The sequence below is a fragment of the Ensifer sp. B1-9 genome, assembly GCF_050474445.1.
Lineage (GTDB): Bacteria > Pseudomonadota > Alphaproteobacteria > Rhizobiales > Rhizobiaceae > Ensifer.
Genome location: NZ_JBCHVG010000009.1, coordinates 241,571 through 266,196, shown reverse-complemented (window position 1 = coordinate 266,196; position 24,626 = coordinate 241,571). Strand labels below are relative to the sequence as shown.

Here is a 24,626-nt window from a genome sequence, read left to right as displayed (position 1 = left end):
TCTCCTTAGTAGCGGAACATGCGCGCGGCGAGCAGGCGTGCCCCGAGCGTCACGACCTTGGCGATGACATAGTAGATCACCGCGGCGATGGCGAAGAATTCGAAGGTGCGGAACGAGCGGGCGTTCAGTTCCTGCGTGATGCCGGCAAGGTCGGTGTTCATGCCGACGGTGACGCCGAGCGACGTCATCAGGATCGCCCAGACCATCTGGTTGGTAACCGGCAGGAAGGCGATGCGCAGCATCTGCGGCAGCACGATGTAGCGGAAGGCCTGCACCGAGGTCATGCCCAGCGAACGGCCGGCACGTGTCTGGGTATCCGGAATGGCCTTGAGGGCGCCACGGAAGTTTTCCGCGAGATAGCCGGCATTGTTGAAGGCGATCCCCGCGAGCAGCGCCGTATAGGGGCTCAGATGAATGCCGAAATTGCCGAGGCCGAAATGGGCCATGTAGATCTGGAACAGCGCCGGCGTATTGCGGGCGATCTCGACCCAGGCGGTGGCAAAACCACCGAGGATGCGATTGCCGGACAGGCGGCAGGCCGTCAGCGCCAGCGCCAGGGCTAGGCCGATGACCATCGAGAGCAGAGCCACCTGCAAGGTGACCAACGCTCCATCGAGCATCTGCGGCAGAGCCTTCAGCGCCTGGTTCCAATGGAAGGTATAACTGAACATTGTTCGTCTCACCTCTGCGGAAACGAATAGCGGCGCGAGGCCATGCCTCGCGCCGCCAGATGGACGGCCAGATTAGCGGTAAACGCCCTTAGCCGTTAGGTCCGGGAGTTCGCCGCCGACCCACTTTTCGTAGAGTTCTGCGTAGCGGCCGGTGCGGACCTGCTGGTTAATGAAGAGGTTGAGGAAGTTGACGAAGCCGTATTCTTCGCGGTTTGTGAAGAGCGCGACGTAGTCGGTGTCGAACGGAGCCTTGCCGACGACGGAGATGCCGGCGAACTTTCCACCCTTGACGTTGGCCTGGGCAACCGTCGAGGTCGAAACCGTGGCGTCGATCTGGCCCTGGCTGAGCGCGAGGAACACGTCGGCCTGGGTCTGGTACGGACGGAATTCGCCGGCGCCCCATTCCTTGACCTGCTTTTCGAGCGCGATCGCTTCGAAGGTGCCTGCGGTGGCGCCGACAACCTTGCCCTTCATGTCTTCAAAGGACTTGACGCCCGACTTGTCGTTGGCGGTCACGGCCATTTCGAAGGCGAAGTAGGGGATCGTCATGCCGACGGTCTTGGCACGCTCGAGCGTGTCCGAAGTCGAGGCAACGCCGACGTCGACACGGCCCGACATCAGAGCTGGAATGCGCTCCGGGAACGGGGTCTCGACGATTTCGGCGGTGACACCGAGCGCCTTGGCCAGGTCGTTGCAGTAGTCGACGTCAAAGCCGATGGGATTGTTGTTCTCGTCGCGAGAACCCATCGGCGGGAAGTCGAGCACGACTGCGCAACGCAGTGTTCCCGAGCCGATGACGTCATCCAGCTTGTCGGCATGGGCCTGGCTGGTCAGAGCAGCGGCCGCAACGAGGCCGAGTGCGAGCACCGAAGTCTTCATTCTCTCTCTCCCTGAAATGAGTGCCGTATGAGGCTGAGCCACTATTTCGTTTTAGCGAGCGCAAATCAATAGAAAAATACAATTAGTATACAAAAAGTATAAGTTCATAACGCAGGATGTGCGCAAGGTTCCCATTTGTTTCGTCAAATGGGTTCCCAGCGCAGCGATCTGTCGTGGCTCATTGGTGAGAACAGGATGCGGGCGGAAGGTCGCCCGCACTTTTCGCACCCGGCTTTAACTCCGGAAATCCTCAGGCAGCAGGTCTTCCGGCATGTTCTGGTAGGAAACGGGACGCAGGAAGCGGCGGATCGACATCGTGCCGACGCTGGTCGCGCCAAAGTTGGTCGAGGCCGGGTAGGGCCCGCCATGCACCATCGAATCCACCACCTCGACGCCGGTCGGGAAGCCGTTGACGAGCACGCGGCCGGCCTTGCGCTCGAGGATCGGACGCAGACGACGGGCGGTCTCGAGGTCCGCCGGATCCATATGGATCGTGGTGGTCAACTGACCCTGGAAGCCGCGGGCAAGCTGTTCCATCTCGGCGGTCGAGCCGACGCGGACGACGAGGCCAAGCGGTCCGAAGACTTCTTCGCCGAGCGCATGGTCGGCCAGGAACTGTTCGCCTGAAGTCTCGAAGAGATTCGGCGAAGCGGATCGGCCCGAGGATTCGGTTGTCAGCAGCGGCTTCACGGTGTTGCGGCTTTCAAAGCGCGCCTGCCCGTCGTGATAGGCCTTGGCGATGCCGTCGGTCAGCATCGTCTGCGGCGCCACCTTGCCGAGAGCTTCGACGGCCGCGGTGGTGAAGCGATCGGCGTCAGCGCCTTCGACGACGACGGCGATGCCGGGATTGGTGCAGAACTGGCCGGCGCCCATGGTCAGCGAGCCGGCCCAGCCCTGGCCGAGCGTTTCGGCCCGTGCCTTCAGTGCTTCCGGCAGCAGGAACATCGGGTTGACTGAGCCGAGTTCGCCGAAGAACGGGATCGGCTCGGGACGCGCGGCGCAAAGGTCGAACAGGGCGCGGCCACCGGCCAGCGAACCGGTGAAGCCGACGGCCTTGATCAGCGGATGCTGGACGAGTGCGTGACCGACCTCTCGGCTGCCGCCCTGGATCAGCGAAAACACGCCCGGGTGCATGCCGGTCTTGCGGATCGCGGCTTCGACGGCTTGCGCAACGATTTCACCAGTGCCCGGATGGGCCGAGTGACCCTTGACGACCACGGGGCAGCCGGCGGCAAGGGCGGCAGCGGTATCACCGCCGGCCGTCGAGAAGGCGAGCGGGAAGTTCGAGGCGCCGAAGACGGCGACCGGGCCGATCGGCCGCTGGATGAGCCGGATCTCCGGGCGCGGCGCCGGCTGGCGCTCGGGCAGAGCCGCATCGAAACGGCGGTCGAGATACTCGCCCTTCTCGATGTGGTCGGCGAAAAGGCGGAGCTGGCCGGTTGTACGGCCGCGTTCGCCCTGCAGGCGGGCTTCGGGCAGGCCGGTTTCCTGGCTGCCGATCTCGGTGATGGCCTCGGCGCGTGCCTCGATCTCATCGGCAATCGCACGCAGGAAGGCGGCGCGTTCAGCCCGGTTCGAATAGCCGTAGCTCAGGAAGGCTTCTTCGGCGGCCTCGGCGGCGCGATTGACCAGTGCGACGGTGCCGGTGGCAAACTGATGGACCGGACCGTGCGCGGGCGCCGAGGCGAAGGTGCCCGCTCCGTCGAGCCATTCGCCGGCGACCAGGTGTTTTCCTTTGGGGGTGAAGGCCATCTGCGGATCCTTTCTTTCGATCCCGGATTGCCTTTTGTGGCAGAGGGGATCATGGCTGAATTGCACTCGTGGGATCTTTGTATACTATATGTATGCAGAACATCAATCGCCTGACTGGCTCATCCGGATCAGGCGCAGCATTTGAGAGGGAGAGAGAGATGAGCGAGACCAACACCCTGACGATCGCAGCGCTTTTCGAGCGCGTCGAGGCGATCTTCCTCAAGGCGGGGCTCAACGCCGTCCAGGCCGGCGCACTTGCCCGCGTAATCGTCGCCGGCGAGCGGGATGCCTGTAAATCGCATGGCATCTACCGCATCGAAGGGGCGCTTCGCACCGTCAAGGCCGGCAAGGTGAAGCCGGATGCCGTGCCGGAACTCGATGCGCAGGAAGGTTCCGCGATCGTCAAGGTCAATGCCAAGGGCGGTTTCGCCAACCCGGCTTTCGAACTCGGCCTGCCCGTTCTCGCCGAACGTGCCCGTTCGCTCGGTCTTGCCGCGCTCGTCATCAATGATTGCACCCATTTCTCCGCGCTCTGGCCCGAAGTCGAGGGGCTGACGGGAGCAGGGCTTGCCGGCCTCGTCATGTGCCCGAGCTACGCGACTGTTGCACCGACCGGCGGCAACAAGCCGCTGCTCGGCACCAACCCCTTCGCGTTCGGCTGGCCACGAAAGAACCAGCCGCCCTACGTCTTCGACTTCGCGACTTCGGTTGCCGCACGCGGCGAGATCGAGCTGCACCGCCGCGCCGGCAAGCCCTTGCCGGAGGGCTGGGCGATCGATGCCGAGGGCAATCCGACGACGGATCCGGAAGCAGCGCTCGCCGGCGCCATGCTGCCCTTCGGCAGCCACAAGGGCTCGGCGATCGGCACGATGATCGAGCTCCTCGCCGGCATCATGATCGGCGACCTGACGAGTCCGGAAGTACTCGACTACCTCGGTACCACGACGCTGGCACCCTTCCATGGCGAGCTGATCGTTGCCTTTTCGCCGGAAAAATTTGCAGCCGGCCGGCCGGGCAATCCATTTGCCCGCGCGGAGGCTCTATTCGAGGCGATCGTCGGTCAGGGTGCTCGCCTTCCGTCGCAGCGCCGTTTCGTCGCACGCGCCAAGTCGGAGGCCGACGGTGTCGTGCTCAACACGGCCGAAATGGAACAGCTCGACCGGCTTCTCTCGCTCGGGCTCGACGCCGTCGCGTAAGCGGCGGCTCACCCATGCAGCGCTCCTTCGGCGCATAAGCGAAGCCGCCAAACAAAAAAGGCCCTCCAACCGGAGAGCCTTTTCTCTTGTGACCGATACGGGCGATCAGGCCTTGTACTTCTGGACGGCGCCCGGAAGCTTGCTCCACTCGGCGTACCAGGTGTTGAACAGCTTGAACTGGGCCTCGACGTAGCCGCGCTGGCTTTCCGAAAGCACGTCGCTCTCGTTGAAGTGCAGCGTGTATTCCTTGTCGCCCTTCAGCACCATCATGTGCTTGAAGTAGAGAACGAGGTCCGGACCTTCATCGAAGGAGGAGAGCACGGCGAGTGCCTGCTCCAGCTCGAGCGCGCGCTGACGTGCGTCGACGTCGCCTTCGGCGGCGGCACGCGACAGGTTGCACATGTGGATGACTTCCTTCGGCAGCACGCAGCCGATGCCGGTGATGGCGCCGGTCGCACCGCAGTTGACGAAGCCGTGGAAGACCGCGGTGTCGACACCGATCATCAGCGAGACGCCATCGTCACGGCTGGTGATGTTCTCGGCCGCATAGCGCATGTCGGCGGCGCCACCGAATTCCTTGAAGCCGACGAGGTTCGGATGTTCCGCACGCAGCGCGAAGAACAGGTCGACGCGCGTGGCGAAACCGTAATAGGGGCTGTTGTAGATGACAGCCGGCAGGTCCGGAGCAGCCGACAGAATGGCCTTGAAGTGGTTTTTCTGTGCGGCGACGACCGATCCACGCGACAGCACGCGCGGGATGACCATCAGACCCTTCGCGCCGACCTTCTGGGCATGGGCGGCATGGGCAACGGCCGAGGCGGTGTTGACGGCGCCGGTGCCGACGATGACCGGGATGCCGGCCTTGACCAGGCGCTCGACGCCTTCCATGCGCTGCGCGTCGGTCAAGAGCGGCCAATCACCCATCGAGCCGCAATAGACGACGGCGGACATGCCCTGAGCAATCAGCTCCTTGCCCTTGCGCACCAGCGCGTCGAAGTCGGGGGTGCGGTCTTCCTTGCAGGGGGTCATCAGCGCCGGGATGACGCCGGTGAAAATCTGAGCCTTCATCTGAAACTCCTCTCGGCTTTGGCTTGGGGCAACGGTGCACGCGCGCCCTTGCCTTTGATCCAGACAATAGCCGTTTGTATTTTATTTGTCGACAAGAAAAATACAAAGCCTGCTACAAAGCGATATCGAGCTTGTTGTTGCGGGCGAAAAGTTTTTGCACCTGCTCGACGATCTGCTCGGCATGAGCCTTGCCGAGACGGTCCGCCGCCTCGACGTCGCGCGCTGCGATCGCGGCGATGATTTCCGCGTGCTCGTCGACGAAGCGCTGCGGGAACTGCTCCTCGTAGGACTGGTAATAGAGACGCAGGATGCGCCGCCCCTCGTCGAGCAACCGGCGGAACAGGCTGGTGAAATAGGGATTGCGGCCGGCCTCGGCGATTGCCGCATGGAAAGCGGCATTGGTGGCGATCATCGTCAGCGCGTCGCGCGATTGAACGGCCGCCGCATAATCCTCGTGGAAGCCGCGAATAATCGGCAGGTCTTCTGGGCGATGGTTCTGCGCCGCAAGCCTTGTTGTAACCCGGTACATCAGCACCAGCGCGTCGAAGAACGGATTGAGATTGAGGAAGTCGATGTTGGCGACCATCGTCGAACGGTTCGGCAACGTGTCGATAAGTCCCTCGCCGGCAAGGCGCACCAGTGCCTCCCGGATCGGCGTGCGGGACATCTTCAGCCGTTCGGCGAGCTGCACCTCGTCGATCGGGCTGCCGGGCGGCAACACGAGGTCGAGGATCTCGTCGCGCAAGAGGTCATAGACCATCTTCACGCCGGAGCCGCGCTTGCGTTCGGGGGTGGGGCTGTTGTCGGTGTCGGTCATCTCAGAATCCTTTGTCGACAAAAGAAATACTTGTCTCCGTCGCGCGGATCAACAGCTTCCGTGTCAACGATTGTGCGAGGCTTACATATTCAGACGCAGTGCATTGGCCGCTGGCGCCTTGTTCGCGGTCACCCGCGGCGCGGTTTGGCCCGTCCGGATGGCGTTGCGGTAATTCTTGCTGATCTGATGCGAGCAGAAGGGGGCTCGGCAGCCGTCGTAACGACCCATGCATTTCCTACATGGGAGCGCTGACTTTTGAGCGCTGCAACTTACCAAAGCCCTGAGCTATAAGGTGTTCATCGAAGCGAAACGAGGCGCCACGGACTGGCTGCCAGGCTTCGAAAGCCCATTGAAAGGGGGATCAAGATGAATATCGCACGCTCTTTTAACAACTGGCGCAAGTATCGTCAGACGGTCACCGAGCTGGGCCGCATGTCCAACCGGGAACTCCGGGACCTCGGCATCGAACGCGCCGACATCGACCGCGTCGCACGCACGGCCTTCGCCCGCTAAGGCGATCTACAAAGACTTACTAAATTGCCCAAGCGCCTGCATCTCCTGCGGGCGCTTTTGTTTTGCGCGGCCTTTTTTGCGCCATCGTCTTCCTGCACTTCGATCTCGCTTTTAATTAATTGACTAGTTTATCCAATTAAAGCGACGTCGCTCCTGCCGATTAAGAGCTTGCGCGCGCTCGACAAGGTTTGGCTCCATGCCCTTATTTTCCTCGACGGTTACCAATTACTGGCAGGCGACGTTTTCGAGCGGCAATGTCGTTCGAGGTGACGACGGCTTCACCATCGCGATTACCCCCGATCTGGATGAGGACGGCGCGGCGATGGTGCTGAGGACTGCCGACGGGAGGGGCATGGCTGCCGTCACGCCTGCGCTCTCCGAAAAACTGGCACTATCCGGTCGGAGCAGCCTGTCCGAGCCGGTCTTCCGTCAAATGCTGCTTGAGGCGGGCATCACTCTCCACGACGCCGACTACCTCTTCTATTTTGCGGAAGCCGAAAAACCGGCGTTGATCGAGGAGCAGTCTCCGGGACTCGTTCGTCTGTTGACGCCGCAGGATGCGGCGGTTTTCGCTGAATTCCAATCGTCCGCGTCGGTGGAAGATCTGGATGCTGCCTATGTCGAGCTCGATCATTGGAGCGTGTTCGGTGCTTTCGAGGACGGCCGGCTGGTCTGTGCTGCGAGCATGTATCCTTGGCAAGGTGACAGCCGGCTTGCGGATCTCGGCGTGCTGACCTTGGCGACGCACCGCGGCAAGGGCCATGCACGCGGCGTCGTGCGCGCCATCAGTCGGTACGCTCTCGGAAAGGGGTATGAGCCGCAGTACCGCTGCCAGCTCGACAACCATGCATCGGCCGCGCTCGCCAAGGCCACGGGCGTGACGTTGTTTGGCGAATGGGAGCCGGTCTCACCGGCTTCGGACAGCTGATTGTGAGCAAAACGGGACAGAGGCGGCATGTCGCTGCGGCAATGCTGACAGAATCTGGCAGGGGTCGCGCGTAAAGTGTTCCCATGATCAGAGATCGAGGGATGACCGATGTCGGCGCAGGATATGTTTCAGGTGGGCGCGGGAAGCAGACCGGGCGAGCGCAACTTCTGGATCGGCGTGGTTGCCGGCGATGACGGGCAACATGCATCGCAAGGCGGCTTCTCGCAGTTCGGCTACGGCAAAGTTCAATCATTGGCGCGTATGAAGGCGGGCGACGGTTTTGTTGGCTACGCACCCAACGCCGCCTTCCGAGGGCGCGGACCTCTCCCATGCTTTACCGCCATCGGTGTGGTCAGAGAGCGCCTGCCCTATTTCTTCGGCATGAGCGGCTTTGCCCCGCACCACGACGACATCGACTGGGCCGACAGCATAGAAGCTCCAGTTCGTCCATGGCTGGACAGCCTGGAATTTGCCGAAGGTAACCGCAACTGGGATCAGAAGCTCCGCTTTGGTCATCTTGCCCTCAGCGAGCGCGATTTTCGCGTCATTGCCCAGGCAATGCATGCCGATCTCGGTTTGATCTTTCCGAGAGTGCAGGCTTTTCCCCAGCAACTGGCCGGGTAATCGCCAGCGTTTGGGACCCTTGCCGGATACCGCGTGATGAAGTCCTGCGCAGACGACCATGCGCGCTGTCCCCGGAGAGCGTGTGCGCCAGATTGACCGCAACCAGACGGACCGAAACCAAGCTGCAGCCTCTGCAGCTCGACCAGGATCGTCATGTATTGACCGGAATGGACTAGCGCCGAGTATTGGTCGAGCAAATGCTGGGCTTGTTATTTTAACCTTCCATGCGACATGTAGGTTAGTACCCACATGTGGGGTGACCCATGAGCATTACGACCCTTTCCAGTCGAGAACTGAATCATGATGTCAGTCGTGCCAAAAAGGCGGCAAAAGCCGGTCCTGTTATCATCACGGACCGCGGCAGACCTTCCCATGTCCTCATGACCTACGATGACTTCAAACGTTTGAGCGGCCGGCCTCGCAGCCTTGTCGAGGCTCTTGCCATGCCTGGGCTCTCGGAGATCGAGTTTGAACCGCGCCGCGTCGAAATCGGGTCGCGCGAAGTAAACCTGTCTTGAAATACCTATTGGATACAAACATCATTTCGGAACTGCGCAAGGTCGGCGACGGCAAAGCTGATGCCAACGTGGTAGAGTGGATAGGACGCGAAGATGCGGCGCATTTCTTCATTTCGGCCATCACGATTCTTGAATTGGAGCGAGGAGTGCTGGGCGTACGGCGCCGAGACGCTGCGCAGGGCGCTCGGTTGCGCTCTTGGCTAGATGGCCAAGTCCGACCGGAGTTTGCAGGTCGTATCCTGGCGGTTGACGATATGGTTGCCACTCGCTGCGCACACCTGCATATTCCAGACCGACGCAACGAAGCCGACGCGCTCATTGCCGCGACCGCTTTGGTTCACGATATGACCGTCGTGACACGCAATGTCAGAGATTTCGAAGGCACCGGCGTCGTTGTGGTCGATCCGAGGTTGGTGACATAGCTACCGGTCTTTCCCTCCCCGTGAGAAAGCCAGACCAATAGTCTCCGAGTCATCATTGTTCCTTAGCGATCTTCACCTTGAGCGCGTATGTCTGTGGTGATTTTCTATACGCATCCTCGCAGAGCGGTGAGCAGAACCAGAGGCCTTCACGAGCTGCGCGCTTGTAAGCTGAATAGGGCGCATGCATTTTACAAACCGGATCGACCCATCCCGGGTCGGCCGACGGTGCAAGCTCGATCTCAAACAGTTCAACTTCGCTTGCCACGGAGCGCAGTGCCTTAGGACCGAGGCTCTTGATCATGACGCCTCTTGCTTGAGCGGCCTCGGCGATCGGGCGGGTTGCGAGCAACTGGCCCGGGGATGCAAGAGCGGCAACACGGGCTGCGATATTGACCGTGGAGCCGAAAATGTCCTCATCCCTGCGAATGACCGGTCCGTGATTTACGCCAGCCCGCGTCAGGGGCAATCGCGAATCCTTCCGGCATGCCTGCAACAACGTGCCAAGTGCCTGAATTGCCAGGTCTGGATCCGGAAAGGCGAGCATCGCCTCGTCGCCAATCCATTTGAGCGGCGGCTGGTAATCTCTAAGAGAAGTACGAACCATGTTCTCGAAAAGTTCGAGTATGTAAATTGCAGAAGCGTCGCCATAGACATCGGCAATTGCACTGAACCCGGCCAGGTCGACGAAAGCGACGGTGGTAGATGCGTTGGAGTATGTCCCGTTCCGTCTCATGACGCTTCCCACCGCTTCATGTGTCTTGTCGCAGTCTAGCCCACCCAGCAGGATAAACCCAACGTCCGATTTTGACGATGCGCGATCACGTCGGGGCGGGCTACCGTCGTTCAGTTAACCAATCGGCTGAAACGGCGGTCAACTTTTGCCATCCAATTACTGAGGTGGATCGAAAGAGCGAGGAGATCCCACTTCCACTCCAGAATGATCAGCCTGAGGCTCATTGTTGAGCGCGAAGCATGTCCATCTTTGCCGAGGGTGAACAAAATTCGAAGCTCTCGTGAGCGGCGCATGCGAAATCCACAACCCGGTCCGGGTAGGGCGCTGAAATTGCTCGATCATCGCAACCGGTAGGTTCGCTCTTGCCACTCCTGGTCTCCACATGGATCGAGCGATCTGAACGGTCAGGCAGGCCGGGGCTCAGTTGTCCTTTTTGCTCCCACTGGCGGGTAACCGTACTTGCGCGAGAACGCTCGCGAGAAAGCGGCGGCGCTGCCAAATCCCACCCGCGCCGCCGCCGTTTTCACGCTGCTGCCTGCTTCGAGCGCGGCTCGCCCCAATGCCAGGCGCCATGCGGTTACATATGCCGTCGGCGTCATTCCGACCACGTTCGTGAAGAGGGTGACGAAATGGCTGCGGGACATGCCGGCAAGCTGAGCCAGGACGTCAGTGCGCCATTGGCGCGCCGGGTCGTCATGCATAGCGACCAGGCAAGGATGAAGTGTCGGATGGGCAAGCCCAGCCAATAGTCCCGCATTGACTGTTCCCTGGTCAATCGCTCGCCGGACAGCCACTACGACAATGATCTCACAGATGCGGTCCTTTACGGTCCCTCCGCCACATCGGCTGTTCTCCACCTCGGCGACCAAGATGTCGGCCAATCCGCGCATCTGTGGTTGCTCTTCCAATGAGAAGACCAGCTCTTCAGGCAGCGCGCCAACGAGTGGATTGGCCGCTCCGCCAAAGTCGATCTTGGCGGCCGCAAGAATGGCAAGGCCGCTTCGCTGCAAGGGGCCGCCCAGGACCCGGAAAAAGATATGCGTGGGACCTTCGCCATCGCCATCACCGACCACGAAAAGGTTGGCAGAGCTGCTGCCAGCGGCGTCTGCGCTGGTGACCGCACGCAATCCAAAGGCCTTGAGGAAGGCGGTCAATCGATCATGTTTCTTTTGCAACGTCGGCGTTTCGATCATGCTTTTACTCAAAATAATGATCGCTTTTATGCGACTCTGAGCCCCATGTGCAACGGGAGCGGCGCTGCCCTCCAAAATTTGGAAAGGGAAGCCGTGGATACCGCGGAAAAATTCGATGCCTCACGCACCGCCGAATATGAAAAACAAAGCAGAATCGCGCTCGCCGGTTATGACGCCTGTCACGAATTGGCTGCATGCATGCTTGCCGCGTCCCTCGGAGCCGGTTCCAGCGCGACCATCCTGGTCGCCGGCGCCGGTGGCACGGCGAGCGAAATTGTCGCCGCCGGTAGGCTCGAGCCGAGCTGGAGCTTTGTTGCGGTCGATCCATCGCGTTCCATGCTGGACTTGGCCTTGTCGCGCGTGGCGGCTGCGGGCCTTCTGGAACGCACGGAACCGGTTCTGGGTGTCGTCGCAGACCTGCCCGCTGGCCGGCTTTTCGATGCAGCGACTCTCATCGGCGTATTACATCACCTTCCCGGCCAGGACGCCAAGCAGTCGATCCTTCGCGACATCGCTACGCGGCTTAAGAGGGGAGCGCCGCTGATTCTGGCGGGAAACCACTACGCCTATGCCTCGCAGCCTCTGATGATGGCGGCTTGGGCGGAGCGCTGGCGCATGAGCGGCGCAAGTGGCGACGAGATCAAGGCCAAGCTCGGCAAGATCCTGCAAGGTGCCGACCCACCCGAATCCGAGGACGCCGTGGCGGCCCTGTTGATCGCAGCGGGGTTCGAAAAGCCGCAGCGCTTTTTCTCGAGCCTGTTCTGGGGAGCCTGGATTACTCGGCGCATATGAATAGGTGCCTCCGTAGGAGATCGCACAGCTTTTACCTCTTTCAGCGATGCTGTTTGCCCAAGACCGATGAGGAACATTTGCCGCGAGCGATCGCACGCGATCCGCATTGAGGACGTCCTCAATGCGTGAGCGCCGCTGCCCTTTCAAAGCACCGGGGCTGGCAGCGGGTCCCAGGTGCAATGAGTACGGAAGTGGCTATGCCAGCTTCGCCCGGTCCGGCTGTTGGATCGTGTCTGCGGGCGGGCTCTCCACAGAGCCCGCCGGCACGCTTGCATACATCCCGGTCGTGCGGAATTCGGTCGGACTCAAGCCGAAGGAACGACGGAAGACCTTCGCGAAGTAATTGGGGTCTTCGAATCCCGAGAGGATGGCCACTTCCTTGACCGGCAGGCTCGCCGTTTTCGTCAGCAGTTTCACGGCCCTCTGCAATCGCTTCTGCAACACATATTCGGCCGGGGCCATGCCTTCGCTGGCGGCAAAGACGCGAGAGAAATGGGCGCGGCTCAGGCCCGAGATGTGCGCCAGTTCCTCGACAGGCAGCGGGTGCTGAAGGTTGTTCATGATGTGGTCGACGACCCGATGCATTGTTCTGTGCTCGTGGCTGAACACCGGGTGCGAGCCAAAGACGTCGTCATAAAGCGCCATCGCCGCCTCGTAGGCGATCGCAGAGGCCCGTCCAGGCGTCTCGCCGCCACGGATCAGTCTGAGGCTGCAATCGGCCAGGTGCTCGATGGTTTCCGGTTGCAGCCTCAGCACAGGTCCGGTGACGGCGAGAATGGCGCGGTGGATGCGGAGCGCCTCGTCGCCGTTCATCGAAATCCAGAAGAACTCCCATCGCCCGTTATCTTCCAGCCAGTAGCGGTGATTGTGCGGCACGAGCAACAGCAGCGTCTCGCCCTCGCGCACCCGATAGCTGCGGTTCTCGTAGCGCAGATTTCCGGCGCCGGCGATCGTGTGCTGCAGCACGGTAAACGGCGTGTTGCCGCGCTTTCTTCCATCCCAGTCATAGGTGGCGTTGGTGCGGATTTCGTAGCCGGTGCTGGTCGGCATGGTGTGCAGGCTCTGGCGTCCCCGCGGCAGCGAAACGGTCCGCATGACCGGCCCGTTAGTGATCAAATCTTGCAGCATAAAATTACCCATGAAAGCACAATACCGCTCTGGCGGGGTCGGTAATTATAAACATAATGACGACCAATCGCGCAATGGTCGGTTCTTTCGGCTGAGCCAAAAGCCGTAACCACGCGGAAGTTGCCCATAGCGGCGGGGCGATTCCGTGAATTGATTTTACCCTTCTTATGAAGGGGCGCAGTCCAGGAGGAGTGAAAAGGGCATGGCAAGTTTCAAGATCGCCATCATCGGCGCCGGCAGCATCGGCTTCACCAAGAAGCTCTTCACCGACATTCTCGCCGTGCCGGAGCTCACCGACATCGAAGTCGCGCTCACCGATCTCAGCGCCCGCAATCTGGAGATGATCAAGGCGATCCTCGACCGGATCGTTGAGGTCAACCGCCTGCCGACGAAGGTAACGGCGACGACCGATCGGCTGAAAGCGCTGGAAGGTGCGCGCTACATCATCAGCTGCGTTCGCGTCGGCGGCCTCGAAGCCTATGCCGACGATATCCGCATCCCCTTGAAATACGGAGTCGACCAGTGCGTCGGCGACACAATCTGCGCCGGCGGCATCCTCTATGGCCAACGCAATATCCCGGTCATTCTCGATTTCTGCAAAGACATTCGCGCCGTCGCCGAACCGGGGGCCAAGTTCCTGAACTATGCCAACCCGATGGCGATGAACACCTGGGCGGCGATCGAATACGGCAAGGTCGACACGGTCGGTCTTTGCCACGGCGTCCAGCACGGCGGTGAGCAGATCGCCGAAATCCTCGGCGCCGGCGAGGGCGAGCTCGATTACATCTGCTCGGGCATCAACCACCAAACCTGGTTCGTCGATGTCAGGCTCAAGGGCCGCAAGATCGGCAAGGACGAATTGGTCGCCGCCTTCGAGGCGCACCCGGTGTTCTCCAAACAGGAAAAGCTCCGGATCGACGTGTTGAAGCGCTTCGGTGTCTATTCGACCGAGAGCAACGGCCATCTCTCCGAGTACCTTCCCTGGTATCGCAAGCGCCCGGAGGAAATCACCCGCTGGATCGACATGTCGGATTGGATCCACGGCGAAACCGGCGGTTATCTCCGGTATTCGACCGAAACGCGCAACTGGTTCGAAACCGAGTTTCCGCAGTTCCTGGAAGCAGCCGGTCTGCCGCTCGACCCGAAGAAGCGCTCGAACGAGCATGCGAGCCATATCCTGGAGGCGCTGGAAACGGGCCGGGTCTACCGTGGCCACTTCAATGTCAAAAACACCGGCGTCGTCACCAATCTGCCCGCGGATGCGATCATCGAATCCCCCGGTTTCGTCGACCGCTTCGGCATCAACATGGTCTCCGGCATCACGCTGCCCGAGGCCTGCGCCGCGACCTGCCTCGCCTCGATCAATGTCCAGCGCATGTCGGTGCATGCGGCAGTCACCGGCGATCTCGACCTCTTGAAGCTGGCAATGCTGCACGACCCCTTGGTCGGCGCCATCTGCACGCCGGAGGAAGTCTGGCAGATGGTCGACGAGATGATCGTCGCGCAGGCCCAATGGCTACCGCAATACGCCCATGCGATCGATGGCGCCAAGGAGCGCCTGAGCTGCGCCACGGTCAAGACGCGTGAGTGGAGCGGTGCCGCACGCCGCCAGGTCCGTTCGCTCGACGAGTTGCGCGCCGAGCGGCAGGCCCGCGTAGCGGGCTGATCTTTTTGCAGCACTTGTCCGCGTGAGGAGACGCCGGCCGGTGCTGCGCAACTGCAGACTTTCTAAGGAGGAGGCCGCGCTCCGGCGCGGCGAAAGAGGGAGAATCTGAGCCAATGACCAGCCACAGACTGACGAAGATGGCGAGCTTGCTGCTCGTCGGCATCTCGACCTTCGCGCTTCAGGCGGCGGCGTCCGAACCAACCGTCGTGCCCGAGCAGCCGCCATTTCCGGCGCAGGGCAAGATCACCTATGTGCCGCGCGACTCGATCGCCGAGTTCAAGGCCCTGCCGGAATATAAGGAGCCGGCCTGGGTCACCGAGAAATACGTCAAGACCGGCAAGCTGCCACCGGTCGCCGAGCGCCTTCCCAAGGAGCCGATGGTCTTCAAGACCGGCAACATGCCCGACGGCGTCGGCGTCTATGGCGATACGCTGCGCCACGTCATCGGTGGCCGGCCGGAGGGCTGGAACTACTCGGCCGGTCAGAGCCAGGGCTGGGGCGGCATCGACATCGGCATGTCCGAATGCCTGACCCGCACGGCGCCGCTCTTCCAAGTGGAAGCCAAGGACGTCGAGCCGCTGCCGAACCTTGCCAAGAGCTGGGAATGGTCCGCCGACGGTCACAAGCTGACGATGCATCTGGTAGAGGGCGCCAAGTGGTCCGACGGCGACCCCTTCGATGCCGATGACGTGATGTTCTATTGGGAGGACAACGTTCTCGATCCGAGCGTGACGCCGCTGAACGGGGCGACGCCCGAGACCTTCGGCGTCGGCACGACTCTGAAGAAGGTCGATCAGTATACGGTCGAATGGACATTCAAGGAGGCCTTCCCGCGCCAGCACCTCTACGCCATGGCTTATGGTACCTTCTGCCCCGGCCCGTCGCATATCCTCAAGGCCAAGCATCCAAAATATGCGGGTACGACCTACGACCAGTACAAGAACGCATTCCCGCCGGAATACATGAACATTCCCGTCATGGGCGCCTGGGTGCCGGTCGCCTATCGTCCCGATGACATCATCGTGCTGCGCCGTAACCCGTATTACTGGAAGGTCGACGAAGCCGGCAACCAGCTCCCCTATATCAACGAGCTGCACTACAAGCTCTCGACCTGGGCCGACCGCGACGTTCAGGCTATCGCCGGCTCCGCTGATCTTTCCAACCTCGAGCAGCCGGAAAACTTCGTCGAGTCGCTGAAACGTGCCGCCCAGGATACGGCACCCGCGCGGCTTGCCTTCGGTCCGCGCCTCATCGGCTACAATCTGCACATGAATTTCTCGGCCAATGGCTGGGGCGAGCCGGACGAACGCGCCCAGGCCGTGCGCGAGCTCAACCGCAACGAGGATTTCCGCAAGGCGGTGACCATGGCCGTCGACCGCAAGAAGCTCGGCGAGGCGCTGGTCAAGGGACCGTTTACGGCGATCTATCCGGGTGGTCTTTCCTCCGGCACGAGCTTCTATGATCGGCAGTCGACGGTCTATTATCCCTACGACCTTGACGGCGCGAAGGCGCTGATCGAAAAGGCGGGGCTCAAGGACACCGACGGCAACGGCTTCGTCAATTTCCCGGCCGGTACCGCCGGCGGGCGCGATGTCGAGATCGTGCTTCTGATCGACAACAGCTACAACACCGACCGCAACCTCGCCGAAGGCCTGATCGGCCAGATGGAGAAGATCGGCCTTCGCGTCGTGCTGAACTCGCTTGACGGCAAGCAGCGTGATGCCGCCAACTATGCCGGCAAGTTCGACTGGATGGTTCATCGTAATGCGGCGGAATACGCCTCGGTCGTGCAGAACACGCCGCAGCTTGCGGCGGCCGGACCGCGCACAAGCTGGCACCACCGCGCACCGGAGGGCGGCCAGCTCGACCTGATGCCGTTTGAACAGGAACTCGTCGACATCATCAACAAGTTCATTGCCACCAATGACAATGCCGAGCGTGCGGACTTGATGAAGCAGTATCAGAAGGTCGCGACGACGCATCTCGATACGGTGGGCCTTACCGAATATCCGGGCGCACTGATCATCAACAAGCGCTTCGCCAACGTACCGACCGGAGCGCCGATCTTCATGTTCAACTGGGCCGAGGACACGATCATGCGTGAACGCCTCTTCGTGCCCGCCGACAAGCAGGGTGACTTCGAGCTCTTTGCTGAACAGCTTCCGGGCAAGCCCGGTGAGAAAGGCCTCAGCAATTAACGCCAAGCCGCTCCTCCGGCTGCAGGCCGGAGGAGCGCTCCATCACCCCAACCGACAGAAGGAAACGGCATGTTCAGGTTTCTGCTTGTCCGCATCGCCTCTGCCATTCCGGTGCTCTTGGTCCTGAGCGTGGCGACCTTTGCCATCATCCAGGCGCCGCCCGGTGACTATAGCGACTACATCCGCTCGCAGCTCATCAACCAGGGTGGCGCTTCCTACGAGGAAGCGGAAGCTCAGGCGCAGGCCTATCGCAAGGAACATGGCCTCGATAAGCCGCTGCCGGTGCAATACGTCAATTGGATGACCGGCATCCTGACGCGCGGCGATTTCGGACACAGCCTCTACTACAACAAACCGGTTGCCGATGTCGTCGGCGAGCGCCTGCCGCGCACACTGGCCCTGGCGCTCGTCTGCCACATCCTCGCGTCTGTCATCGGCATTTCCTTCGGCATCATCGCCGCAACCCGGCAATATTCCTGGATCGACAGCCTGCTTTCGACCGTGTCCTTCCTCGGCATGACGGTGCCGCGCTTCCTGATGGCGCTTATCATCGTCTATGTCCTCGTCTTCCATTTCAATGTCAGCGAGATCAACAGCTTCCACTCGGCCCGCTACGGCGGTGCGCCCTGGTCCTTTGACAAGTTCGTCGACCTCGTCAAGCATGTCTGGCCGGTCGTCGCGATCGCCACCTTCGGCGGCCTCGCCTACAATATGCGGGTGATGCGCGGCAATCTGCTCGACACGCTGAACGCCCAATATGTCGAGACGGCGCGCGCGAAGGGCCTGAGCGAGGGTGCCGTGGTTCTGCGCCACGCCGTTCCCAACGCGCTGCATCCGCTGATCATGTACCAGGGCGTGGTGCTGCCCTATATGCTGACGGGCGAAATCGAGACGGCGATCATCTTCGCGCTGCCGACCGTCGGACCGGCCATCGTCGGCTCCATGTGGGTGGGCGACGTCTATGTCACTGCCACCTTCATGCTGGTGCTTTCGGCCACCCTCATCCTCGGCAATATCATCGCCGACATGCTGCTGGCCGCGCTCGATCCGCGCGTGCGTCTGGGAGGAGCCCACGCATGACCGTCGAGATTGAGACAGCCCTTCCGCTCACCGTCGAACCTAAACAGGAGCATCATAACGAAAGCTACCAGGCGCTCGTCTGGCGCCGGCTCAAGCGTTCCTGGACCGGCATACTTGGCCTGGTTCTCGTTGGCCTGCTGATCTTCATGGCAATTTTCGCCGACTTCCTGTCGCCGGTCGATCCGAAGGCCACGGGCGTCGCCTTTGCGCCGCCGCAGGCGATCAGCTTCACCGACAAGGACGGGAATTTCGTCCTGCCGCCGCGCAGCTACCCTTTGACCGAGGGCGCAGAGCTCGACCCGATCACGTTCCAGCCGATCATCGGCCCTGATTACGATAACCCGCAGGTCCTCGGTTTCTTCGTCAAAGGGGCGCCTTACCGGCTCTTCGGCCTGATCCCGTGCGAACGGCATTTCTTCGGCGCGGTCGACGGCTCGCCGGTGCATCTGCTCGGCACCGACAAGTTCGGCCGGGATGTGCTGTCGCGCATTCTCGTCGGATCACGCATCTCGCTGATGATCGCCCTCGTCGTCGTCTCGATCGTCACCGTCGTCGGCACGACTGTCGGCATGGCATCCGGCTATTTCGGCGGCCGCTTCGATGTCTGGACGCAGCGCTTCGTCGAGCTGGTGCTCGCCTTCCCGCAACTGCCGCTCTACCTGGCACTGACCTCGCTGATCCCGGTGACGGCGCCGACCAATGTCTTCCTCGCCTTCGTCATCATCGTTATGTCAGCGCTTGGATGGGCGCAGATGTCACGCGAGGTGCGTGGCAAGACGCTGGCGCTCGCCCGCATCGACTATGTGCGAGCGGCGATTGCTGTCGGCGCCAGCGACCGGCGCATCATCTTCCAGCACATCCTGCCGAATGTGATGAGTCACGTGATCGTCGCGGTCACGCTCTCGATCCCGCAGGTGGTGCTGCTCGAATCCTTCCTTGGGTTTCTGGGCTTTGCGGTCAAGCCGCCGCTGATTTCCTGGGGGCTGATGTTGCAGGACACGTCCACCTATTCCGTCATCGGGTCCTATCCCTGGATCCTATCGCCCGTCGCCTTCGTGCTTGTCACGGTCTTCGCCTTCAATGCCCTTGGCGACGGCTTGCGCGATGCGATCGACCCCTATTGAGGAGGATGCTCATGACAGGAACTATCGACGTCCTCTCCGCCGCTCCCGCCGAGAGAAAGGATCTTCTGGAACGGAACGGCCGGCCGATCATCGACGCGCGCAACGTCGCTGTCCGCTTCAAGGTCGAGCATGGCACGGTGGAAGCGGTGAAGGACGTGTCCTTCCAGCTCTATCGCGGCGAGACCATCGCCATCGTCGGCGAGTCCGGCTCGGGCAAATCGGTGACGGCGCGCAGCGTCATGGGGCTTCTATCGAAGCGCGCCACGATCGCCCGGCAATCGCGTATCGAATATGACGGCAAGGATGTGCTCAAGTTCTCGTCACGCGAGCGGCGGGCGCTCCGCGGCGATCGGCTGGCGATGATCTTCCAGGAGCCGATGAGCTCGCTCAATCCCGTCTATACGGTCGGCGCGCAGATCATCGAGGCGATCCGGGCACATCGCAGGATCAGCCGCCGCGCAGCGACCGAACGCGCGCTCGAACTGCTGCGCCATGTGAAGATCCCCGATCCCGAGCTCCGGCTCAACCAGTATCCGCACCAGCTCTCCGGCGGCCAGCGGCAGCGCGTGATGATTGCCATGGCGCTTGCCAACGATCCGGATGTGCTGATCGCCGACGAGCCGACGACGGCGCTCGACGTGACCGTCCAGGCGCAGATTCTCAATCTGATCCGCGACCTGCAGCGCGAGCTCGGCATGGCGGTGATCCTGATCACCCACGACCTGACGGTCGTGCGCCAGTTCTCGGACTATGTCTATGTCATGCAATATGGCGAGGTGAAGGAGCACAACACGACCGCGGCGCTCTTCGCCAACCCCTTGCACCCCTATACCAAGCGGCTGCTTTCGTCGGAGCCTTCAGGCGCCGCCAATCCGCTACCGGACAATGCGCCGATCGTCCTCGACGGACGGGATGTGAAGGTCTCCTTCATGCTGAAGAAGGGGGGCCTGTTCCGTTCGCAGTTTTCCGAGCTGGTCGCGGTCGACAAGCTCAGCCTCAATCTGCGCAAGCATGAGACGCTCGGGCTCGTCGGCGAATCCGGTTCGGGCAAGACGACCTTCGGCCAGGCCCTGATCCGACTGCTCAATGCCGATGGTGGCGAGATCTTCTTCGACGGGATCCCGATCCACGACAAGGACCGCACCGCAATGCGGCCGCTGCGTTCGCGCATCCAGATCGTCTTCCAGGATCCCTTCGCCTCGCTCAATCCGCGCATGTCGATCGGCCAGATCATCGAGGAGGGGCTGGTCGTCAACGGCATTGGTGCCAATCGAAAGGAACGGCTCGACCGGGTGGTCGATGCGCTGACAGCGGCCGGAATGCCGGGCAACATCCTGTCACGCTTCCCGCACGAGTTTTCGGGCGGCCAGCGTCAGCGTATAGCGATCGCCCGTGCCATCGCGCTCGAGCCGGAATTCATCCTGCTCGACGAGCCCACTTCGGCGCTCGATCTCTCCGTCCAGGCCCAGATCATCGAACTGCTGCGCAAGCTGCAGGATGAGCGAGGCCTCAGCTATCTCTTCATCTCCCATGACCTCAAGGTCGTGCGCGCGCTCTGCCACCGGGTCGTGGTGATGCAGCACGGCAGAATAGTCGAGGAGGGGCCGGTGAGCGAAATCCTGTCCAATCCCAAGACCGCCTACACCGAACGGCTTGTGAAAGCCGCCTTCGATGTGGCCGCATGACACCAGAAAGCAGAGGCAATCCATGACCAGACAACCCAAGATCACCTTTATTGGCGCTGGCTCCACCGTCTTCATGAAGAACATCATCGGCGACGTACTGCAGCGCCCGGCGTTGTCAGCCGCGACCATCGCGCTGATGGACGTCAACCCTCAACGTCTCGGCGAAAGCGAAATCGTCGCCGGCAAGCTGGTGCGCTCGCTCGGCGTCAAGGCCGCTATCGAGACTCATTCCAACCAGAAGAAGGCGCTGGAGGGTGCCGATTTCGTCGTCGTCGCCTTCCAGATCGGCGGCTACGAGCCCTGCACCGTCACCGATTTCGAGGTGCCGAAGAAATATGGTCTGCGCCAGACGATCGCCGATACGCTCGGCGTCGGTGGCATCATGCGCGGGCTTCGCACCGTGCCGCATCTGTGGAAGATCTGTGAGGACATGCTCGAGGTCTGCCCCAACGCCATCCTCTTGCAATATGTCAACCCGATGGCGATCAACACCTGGGCGATCGCCGAGAAATATCCGACGATCCGTCAGGTGGGCCTCTGCCACTCGGTCCAGGGCACGGCCTATGAGCTTTCGCGCGATCTTGATATCCCGGTTTCGGAAATCCGCTACCGCGCGGCCGGCATCAACCACATGGCGTTCTTCCTCAAATTCGAGCACAAGCAATCAGACGGCAGCTACCGTGATCTCTATCCGGATCTCGTGCGCGGCTACCGCGAAGGCCGTTTCCCAAAACCCAGCCACTGGAACCCGCGCTGCCCGAACAAGGTGCGCTACGAAATGCTGACGAGACTCGGCTACTTCGTCACCGAAAGCTCGGAACACTTCGCCGAATACACCCCCTATTTCATCAAGGATGGCCGGCCCGATCTTATCGAGAAGTTCGGCATTCCACTCGACGAATATCCGAAACGCTGCGTCGAGCAGATCGAGCGCTGGAAGGGGCAGGCGGCCGCCTTCAAGGAGGCCGAGACGATCGAAGTGGCCGAAAGCCATGAATACGCCTCCTCGATCATGAACTCGGTCTGGACCGGCGAGCCCTCTGTTATCTACGGCAACCTCCGCAACAATGGCTGCATCACCTCGTTGCCGCAGAACTGCGCCGCCGAAGTCCCTTGCCTGGTCGACGCATCCGGCATCCAGCCGACTTTCATCGGCGATCTGCCGCCGCAGCTCACGGCGCTGATCCGCACCAACATCAACGTCCAGGAGCTGACGGTGCAGGCGCTGATGACCGAAAACCGTGAACATCTCTACCACGCCGCGATGATGGACCCGCACACGGCGGCCGAACTCGACCTTGACCAGATCTGGTCGCTCGTCGACGATCTGCTCACAGCCCATCGCGACTGGATCCCGGAATGGGCGCGGGTGTCGAAGAAGGTCCAGGCGGCCTGACATTTTCTCCCGGTCAGGTCGCGTCGAGCCCCGGAACCTCATGTCTTTCTCCCTATGTCCTAGCCGATTCAAGGGCAAAGCAGGCAGCAGGTTCCGGGGCTTGTTCTTTTCAAGCCGAAGTCGTCGCCTCTTGCGGCAGCACGATGCGCATGCAGGCGCCGCCGGACGGCGAGCGGGCGACGTCGACATAGCCGCCGTGCAACTGGACGATCTTCTGCACCAGGTTGAGGCCCAGGCCCGCCCCCTTGCCGTCCTTGCGAAGCCGCTGGAACGGCTCGAAGATCCGGTCCGTTTCGCTGCGCGGGATGCCGTCGCCGTCGTCGCACACATCGATCGCGCCTTGCGGGTCGACCTTGACCATGATCGTGCCCCGTCGGCCGCCATGGTCGATGGCGTTCTGCACGAGATTGGTGAGCGCCCGCTCCAGAGATGCTTCGTCCCCTGTCACAATCACGGGACGTCGATCCGCCTCGAAGGTCACCTCGTAGCCGGCCCCAAAGGCAAGCGGTGCGAGCGCAACGATCACCCGTTCGGCAAGGGCCGCGAGATCGACGGGCCTGAATTCGTCCTTCTGGGCATCGAGCCGTTCGAGGTCGAGAAGCTGACCTGCCAGGATTGAAAGGCGCGTCACGTCCTCGTTGAGGCGGGTCTTGTCTGGTCCCGGTGGCAGCGAGGCGATGCGGGCGCCAAGGATGGCGACCGGCGTGCGCAGCTCATGGGCGGCCTGGGCCAGGAAACGCTTGTGCCTCGTATAGCCTTCGTCGAGGCGTTCGAGCGCATCGTTGACGGCCCTCACCAACGGCAGGAATTCCGAGGGAACGCCTGCGACCGGCATCTGGATGCCGCGCTGGTCGTATTCGATATGCGCCGCATGCGAGGCCGCATGGGAGAGGCCCGACAACATTCGCCGTACGACGACGGGCGTGACCACCACGGTCGCAAAGGCGAGCAGCAACAACATCGGCACGAAGATGGTGAGGAAGGCGCCGGTCGTGCTGAGCAGCAGACGGCCGAAGGTCAGTTCCCCCTCGGTGCCGCTGAAGATCTGGACGCTGCCCGCTGGCGACTCGAGCCATTTGACGACGGCTTCGGGGCGCGCGTTCTTGTCCGGCGAAAGCCTGAAACGGGCGTCGTTCATGTGCTCGAGGCCGGCGATCGCAAAGGCGAAGGCTTCGGGCACCTTGCCTTCGGCGAGGCTCTGTCCTTGCTTGTCGCGTACGATGAACCAGATATTTGCTGCCCGCTGGCGCAGCCGGATCAGGTCAGGCGTTTCTTGAAGGACGAGCTTACCCTCGGCGTTGCGTGTGATCGCATCCTTCAACACGTCGACATTGCCGTTCTCGTACCCGTCGATGAGATAGCCGGTCACCCAGAGCAGCCCGACGGCAATGGCGATCACAACCAGCGTCGCGACCGTTTCGAACAGCACCAGCCAGCCGACGAGGCGCCATTTAAACGAATGCGGGGCTCTGCCGCTCATGAATCTTCCCTGAGGAGATAGCCCACGCCGCGAATGCCGTTGATGATCACTCCGGCATTCGCATCGGCAAGCTTGCGGCGAACGCGCGAGATATGGGTGTCGAGCGCGTTCGACTGGATGTCGTCATCGAGGCCGAAGACGGCTTCCATCAGTGCGGCGCGCAGCACCATCCGGCCCATGCGCCGGGTCAGCGTCTCGAGCACCAGAAGTTCGCGCCGCGGCATCTTCAGCGGCGCCCCGGCGATACTTGCTTCGCAGTGCGCAAGGTCGAAGGAGAGACGCCCGACGGTGACGATATCGGATTGCACGGGCACGGGACGCCGCGCCAGCGCCCGCAGCCGCGCCAGCAGTTCCTCGAAGGCAAAGGGCTTGCCGATATAGTCGTCCGCCCCGCCATCGAGACCGGCAACCCGTTCTGCGAGATCGTCGAGCGCGGTCAGCACCAGCACCGGCACATTGTTGCCGCGCGACCGGATCACCGGAATGAGCGAGAGCCCGTCACCATCGGGCAGCTTTCGATCCAGCACGACCACGTCGTAGACGGCATCGTTCAGGATCAAGGCGGCCTCGGTGAGGTCGCGCGCGTGGTCGGCGATCATCCGGTGATGGCTCAAGGCCGCCCTGAGCGCTCCCGCGAGTTCCTTCTCATCCTCGACCAGCAAGACCCGCATGAATGCGCTTTACCTCCTACAGTGTGCTCACGCGCGCGATCCTAGCGGCGCTTCATTGAGGGAACCTGTCATCCTGCCGCAAAGTAATCCCG

Annotated in this window: 23 protein-coding genes; 13 read left to right on the top strand and 10 right to left on the bottom strand. The window is 61.8% G+C overall.

Annotated features, from left to right (window positions below; translation table 11 throughout):
• Positions 1-5: 5 nt before the first annotated feature.
• The 3 genes from ACQ5BM_RS18725 to ACQ5BM_RS18715 form a co-directional block, all read right to left on the bottom strand.
• A complete protein-coding gene (locus ACQ5BM_RS18725) occupies positions 6-671 on the bottom strand; it encodes an amino acid ABC transporter permease (protein ID WP_429814272.1) in 666 nt (221 codons plus the stop codon).
• A gap of 72 nt (positions 672-743) precedes the next feature.
• Positions 744-1,550, bottom strand: coding sequence for a transporter substrate-binding domain-containing protein (locus ACQ5BM_RS18720; RefSeq protein ID WP_429814268.1), 807 nt, complete (start codon positions 1,548-1,550; stop codon positions 744-746).
• Positions 1,551-1,784: 234 nt separating this feature from the next.
• Positions 1,785-3,302, bottom strand: a complete 1,518-nt coding sequence (locus ACQ5BM_RS18715; RefSeq protein ID WP_429814266.1) for an aldehyde dehydrogenase (NADP(+)) — start codon at positions 3,300-3,302, stop codon at positions 1,785-1,787.
• A 158-nt stretch (positions 3,303-3,460) separates the two neighbouring features.
• On the opposite strand from ACQ5BM_RS18715, the gene ACQ5BM_RS18710 reads away from it, so the two are divergent.
• The gene (locus ACQ5BM_RS18710) at positions 3,461-4,498 is read left to right on the top strand and encodes an Ldh family oxidoreductase (RefSeq protein WP_429814263.1); all 1,038 of its coding nucleotides are present in this window, start codon (positions 3,461-3,463) and stop codon (positions 4,496-4,498) included.
• 105 nt (positions 4,499-4,603) lie between these two features.
• Here ACQ5BM_RS18710 and ACQ5BM_RS18705 read toward each other — a convergent pair whose 3' ends face one another.
• On the bottom strand, positions 4,604-5,566 hold the full coding sequence (locus ACQ5BM_RS18705) for a dihydrodipicolinate synthase family protein (RefSeq protein WP_429814260.1): 963 nt from the start codon (positions 5,564-5,566) through the stop codon (positions 4,604-4,606).
• A 112-nt stretch (positions 5,567-5,678) separates the two neighbouring features.
• A complete protein-coding gene (locus ACQ5BM_RS18700; RefSeq protein ID WP_429814258.1) occupies positions 5,679-6,383 on the bottom strand; it encodes a GntR family transcriptional regulator in 705 nt (234 codons plus the stop codon).
• A gap of 366 nt (positions 6,384-6,749) precedes the next feature.
• On the opposite strand from ACQ5BM_RS18700, the gene ACQ5BM_RS18695 reads away from it, so the two are divergent.
• The 5 genes from ACQ5BM_RS18695 to ACQ5BM_RS18675 all read left to right on the top strand — a co-directional run bounded on the left by ACQ5BM_RS18695 (position 6,750) and on the right by ACQ5BM_RS18675 (position 9,388).
• Complete coding sequence (locus ACQ5BM_RS18695; protein WP_173519540.1) at positions 6,750-6,896, top strand: DUF1127 domain-containing protein; 147 nt, start codon at positions 6,750-6,752, stop codon at positions 6,894-6,896.
• Positions 6,897-7,092: 196 nt separating this feature from the next.
• Positions 7,093-7,824, top strand: coding sequence for a GNAT family N-acetyltransferase (locus tag ACQ5BM_RS18690; protein WP_429814255.1), 732 nt, complete (start codon positions 7,093-7,095; stop codon positions 7,822-7,824).
• Between the two features lie 108 nt (positions 7,825-7,932).
• The gene (locus ACQ5BM_RS18685) at positions 7,933-8,448 is read left to right on the top strand and encodes an EVE domain-containing protein (RefSeq protein WP_429814252.1); all 516 of its coding nucleotides are present in this window, start codon (positions 7,933-7,935) and stop codon (positions 8,446-8,448) included.
• A gap of 263 nt (positions 8,449-8,711) precedes the next feature.
• The gene (locus ACQ5BM_RS18680) at positions 8,712-8,966 is read left to right on the top strand and encodes a type II toxin-antitoxin system Phd/YefM family antitoxin (RefSeq protein ID WP_429814249.1); all 255 of its coding nucleotides are present in this window, start codon (positions 8,712-8,714) and stop codon (positions 8,964-8,966) included.
• Entirely contained in the window at positions 8,963-9,388 is a 426-nt protein-coding gene (locus tag ACQ5BM_RS18675) for a type II toxin-antitoxin system VapC family toxin (RefSeq protein WP_429814247.1), read from the top strand. The genes ACQ5BM_RS18680 and ACQ5BM_RS18675 overlap by 4 nt, the downstream gene beginning before the upstream one ends.
• Before the next feature lie 52 nt (positions 9,389-9,440).
• On the opposite strand, the gene ACQ5BM_RS18670 is transcribed toward ACQ5BM_RS18675, so the two are convergent.
• Positions 9,441-10,121: an adenylate/guanylate cyclase domain-containing protein gene (locus ACQ5BM_RS18670; RefSeq protein WP_429814244.1), complete on the bottom strand. Its 681-nt coding sequence runs from the start codon at positions 10,119-10,121 to the stop codon at positions 9,441-9,443.
• Positions 10,122-10,525: 404 nt separating this feature from the next.
• On the bottom strand, positions 10,526-11,314 hold the full coding sequence (locus ACQ5BM_RS18665) for an AraC family transcriptional regulator (RefSeq protein WP_429814241.1): 789 nt from the start codon (positions 11,312-11,314) through the stop codon (positions 10,526-10,528).
• Between ACQ5BM_RS18665 and ACQ5BM_RS18660 the strand changes: the two genes are divergently transcribed.
• Positions 11,282-12,106, top strand: a complete 825-nt coding sequence (locus ACQ5BM_RS18660; protein WP_429814238.1) for an SAM-dependent methyltransferase — start codon at positions 11,282-11,284, stop codon at positions 12,104-12,106. The genes ACQ5BM_RS18665 and ACQ5BM_RS18660 overlap by 33 nt on opposite strands.
• A gap of 195 nt (positions 12,107-12,301) precedes the next feature.
• Here ACQ5BM_RS18660 and ACQ5BM_RS18655 read toward each other — a convergent pair whose 3' ends face one another.
• Positions 12,302-13,246: an AraC family ligand binding domain-containing protein gene (locus tag ACQ5BM_RS18655; RefSeq protein WP_429814235.1), complete on the bottom strand. Its 945-nt coding sequence runs from the start codon at positions 13,244-13,246 to the stop codon at positions 12,302-12,304.
• Positions 13,247-13,436: 190 nt separating this feature from the next.
• Here ACQ5BM_RS18655 and ACQ5BM_RS18650 point away from each other — a divergent pair, with 190 nt between their 5' ends.
• The 6 genes from ACQ5BM_RS18650 to ACQ5BM_RS18625 all read left to right on the top strand — a co-directional run bounded on the left by ACQ5BM_RS18650 (position 13,437) and on the right by ACQ5BM_RS18625 (position 22,383).
• A complete protein-coding gene (locus tag ACQ5BM_RS18650; protein ID WP_429814232.1) occupies positions 13,437-14,900 on the top strand; it encodes an alpha-glucosidase/alpha-galactosidase in 1,464 nt (487 codons plus the stop codon).
• 113 nt (positions 14,901-15,013) lie between these two features.
• Entirely contained in the window at positions 15,014-17,098 is a 2,085-nt protein-coding gene (locus ACQ5BM_RS18645; protein ID WP_429814230.1) for an ABC transporter substrate-binding protein, read from the top strand.
• A 69-nt stretch (positions 17,099-17,167) separates the two neighbouring features.
• Complete coding sequence (locus tag ACQ5BM_RS18640) at positions 17,168-18,178, top strand: ABC transporter permease (protein ID WP_429814227.1); 1,011 nt, start codon at positions 17,168-17,170, stop codon at positions 18,176-18,178.
• Positions 18,175-19,302, top strand: coding sequence for an ABC transporter permease (locus ACQ5BM_RS18635; RefSeq protein WP_429814225.1), 1,128 nt, complete (start codon positions 18,175-18,177; stop codon positions 19,300-19,302). Before ACQ5BM_RS18640 ends, ACQ5BM_RS18635 begins: the two co-directional genes overlap by 4 nt.
• A gap of 11 nt (positions 19,303-19,313) precedes the next feature.
• Positions 19,314-20,987, top strand: coding sequence for an ABC transporter ATP-binding protein (locus tag ACQ5BM_RS18630; protein ID WP_429814222.1), 1,674 nt, complete (start codon positions 19,314-19,316; stop codon positions 20,985-20,987).
• A 22-nt stretch (positions 20,988-21,009) separates the two neighbouring features.
• Positions 21,010-22,383: an alpha-glucosidase/alpha-galactosidase gene (locus ACQ5BM_RS18625; RefSeq protein ID WP_429814219.1), complete on the top strand. Its 1,374-nt coding sequence runs from the start codon at positions 21,010-21,012 to the stop codon at positions 22,381-22,383.
• A 109-nt stretch (positions 22,384-22,492) separates the two neighbouring features.
• Here the strand turns inward: ACQ5BM_RS18625 and ACQ5BM_RS18620 are convergent, their stop codons facing one another.
• Together ACQ5BM_RS18620 and ACQ5BM_RS18615 are read right to left on the bottom strand one after the other, a co-directional pair.
• Positions 22,493-23,863, bottom strand: coding sequence for a sensor histidine kinase (locus ACQ5BM_RS18620; protein WP_429814216.1), 1,371 nt, complete (start codon positions 23,861-23,863; stop codon positions 22,493-22,495).
• The gene (locus ACQ5BM_RS18615) at positions 23,860-24,534 is read right to left on the bottom strand and encodes a response regulator transcription factor (protein ID WP_429814213.1); all 675 of its coding nucleotides are present in this window, start codon (positions 24,532-24,534) and stop codon (positions 23,860-23,862) included. The genes ACQ5BM_RS18620 and ACQ5BM_RS18615 overlap by 4 nt, the downstream gene beginning before the upstream one ends.
• Between the last annotated feature and the right edge of the window lie 92 nt (positions 24,535-24,626).

Bases quoted from the DNA above. Each gene is read 5' to 3' on its own strand.
- ACQ5BM_RS18725 (WP_429814272.1), bottom strand. From the start codon at position 671: ATGTTCAGTTATACCTTCCATTGGAACCAGGCGCTGAAGGCTCTGCCG.
- ACQ5BM_RS18720 (WP_429814268.1), bottom strand. From the start codon at position 1,550: ATGAAGACTTCGGTGCTCGCACTCGGCCTCGTTGCGGCCGCTGCTCTG.
- ACQ5BM_RS18715 (WP_429814266.1), bottom strand. From the start codon at position 3,302: ATGGCCTTCACCCCCAAAGGAAAACACCTGGTCGCCGGCGAATGGCTC.
- ACQ5BM_RS18710 (WP_429814263.1), top strand. From the start codon at position 3,461: ATGAGCGAGACCAACACCCTGACGATCGCAGCGCTTTTCGAGCGCGTC.
- ACQ5BM_RS18705 (WP_429814260.1), bottom strand. From the start codon at position 5,566: ATGAAGGCTCAGATTTTCACCGGCGTCATCCCGGCGCTGATGACCCCC.
- ACQ5BM_RS18700 (WP_429814258.1), bottom strand. From the start codon at position 6,383: ATGACCGACACCGACAACAGCCCCACCCCCGAACGCAAGCGCGGCTCC.
- ACQ5BM_RS18695 (WP_173519540.1), top strand. From the start codon at position 6,750: ATGAATATCGCACGCTCTTTTAACAACTGGCGCAAGTATCGTCAGACG.
- ACQ5BM_RS18690 (WP_429814255.1), top strand. From the start codon at position 7,093: ATGCCCTTATTTTCCTCGACGGTTACCAATTACTGGCAGGCGACGTTT.
- ACQ5BM_RS18685 (WP_429814252.1), top strand. From the start codon at position 7,933: ATGTCGGCGCAGGATATGTTTCAGGTGGGCGCGGGAAGCAGACCGGGC.
- ACQ5BM_RS18680 (WP_429814249.1), top strand. From the start codon at position 8,712: ATGAGCATTACGACCCTTTCCAGTCGAGAACTGAATCATGATGTCAGT.
- ACQ5BM_RS18670 (WP_429814244.1), bottom strand. From the start codon at position 10,121: ATGAGACGGAACGGGACATACTCCAACGCATCTACCACCGTCGCTTTC.
- ACQ5BM_RS18660 (WP_429814238.1), top strand. From the start codon at position 11,282: ATGTTTCTTTTGCAACGTCGGCGTTTCGATCATGCTTTTACTCAAAAT.
- ACQ5BM_RS18665 (WP_429814241.1), bottom strand. From the start codon at position 11,314: ATGATCGAAACGCCGACGTTGCAAAAGAAACATGATCGATTGACCGCC.
- ACQ5BM_RS18655 (WP_429814235.1), bottom strand. From the start codon at position 13,246: ATGGGTAATTTTATGCTGCAAGATTTGATCACTAACGGGCCGGTCATG.
- ACQ5BM_RS18650 (WP_429814232.1), top strand. From the start codon at position 13,437: ATGGCAAGTTTCAAGATCGCCATCATCGGCGCCGGCAGCATCGGCTTC.
- ACQ5BM_RS18645 (WP_429814230.1), top strand. From the start codon at position 15,014: ATGACCAGCCACAGACTGACGAAGATGGCGAGCTTGCTGCTCGTCGGC.
- ACQ5BM_RS18640 (WP_429814227.1), top strand. From the start codon at position 17,168: ATGTTCAGGTTTCTGCTTGTCCGCATCGCCTCTGCCATTCCGGTGCTC.
- ACQ5BM_RS18635 (WP_429814225.1), top strand. From the start codon at position 18,175: ATGACCGTCGAGATTGAGACAGCCCTTCCGCTCACCGTCGAACCTAAA.
- ACQ5BM_RS18630 (WP_429814222.1), top strand. From the start codon at position 19,314: ATGACAGGAACTATCGACGTCCTCTCCGCCGCTCCCGCCGAGAGAAAG.
- ACQ5BM_RS18625 (WP_429814219.1), top strand. From the start codon at position 21,010: ATGACCAGACAACCCAAGATCACCTTTATTGGCGCTGGCTCCACCGTC.
- ACQ5BM_RS18620 (WP_429814216.1), bottom strand. From the start codon at position 23,863: ATGAGCGGCAGAGCCCCGCATTCGTTTAAATGGCGCCTCGTCGGCTGG.
- ACQ5BM_RS18615 (WP_429814213.1), bottom strand. From the start codon at position 24,534: ATGCGGGTCTTGCTGGTCGAGGATGAGAAGGAACTCGCGGGAGCGCTC.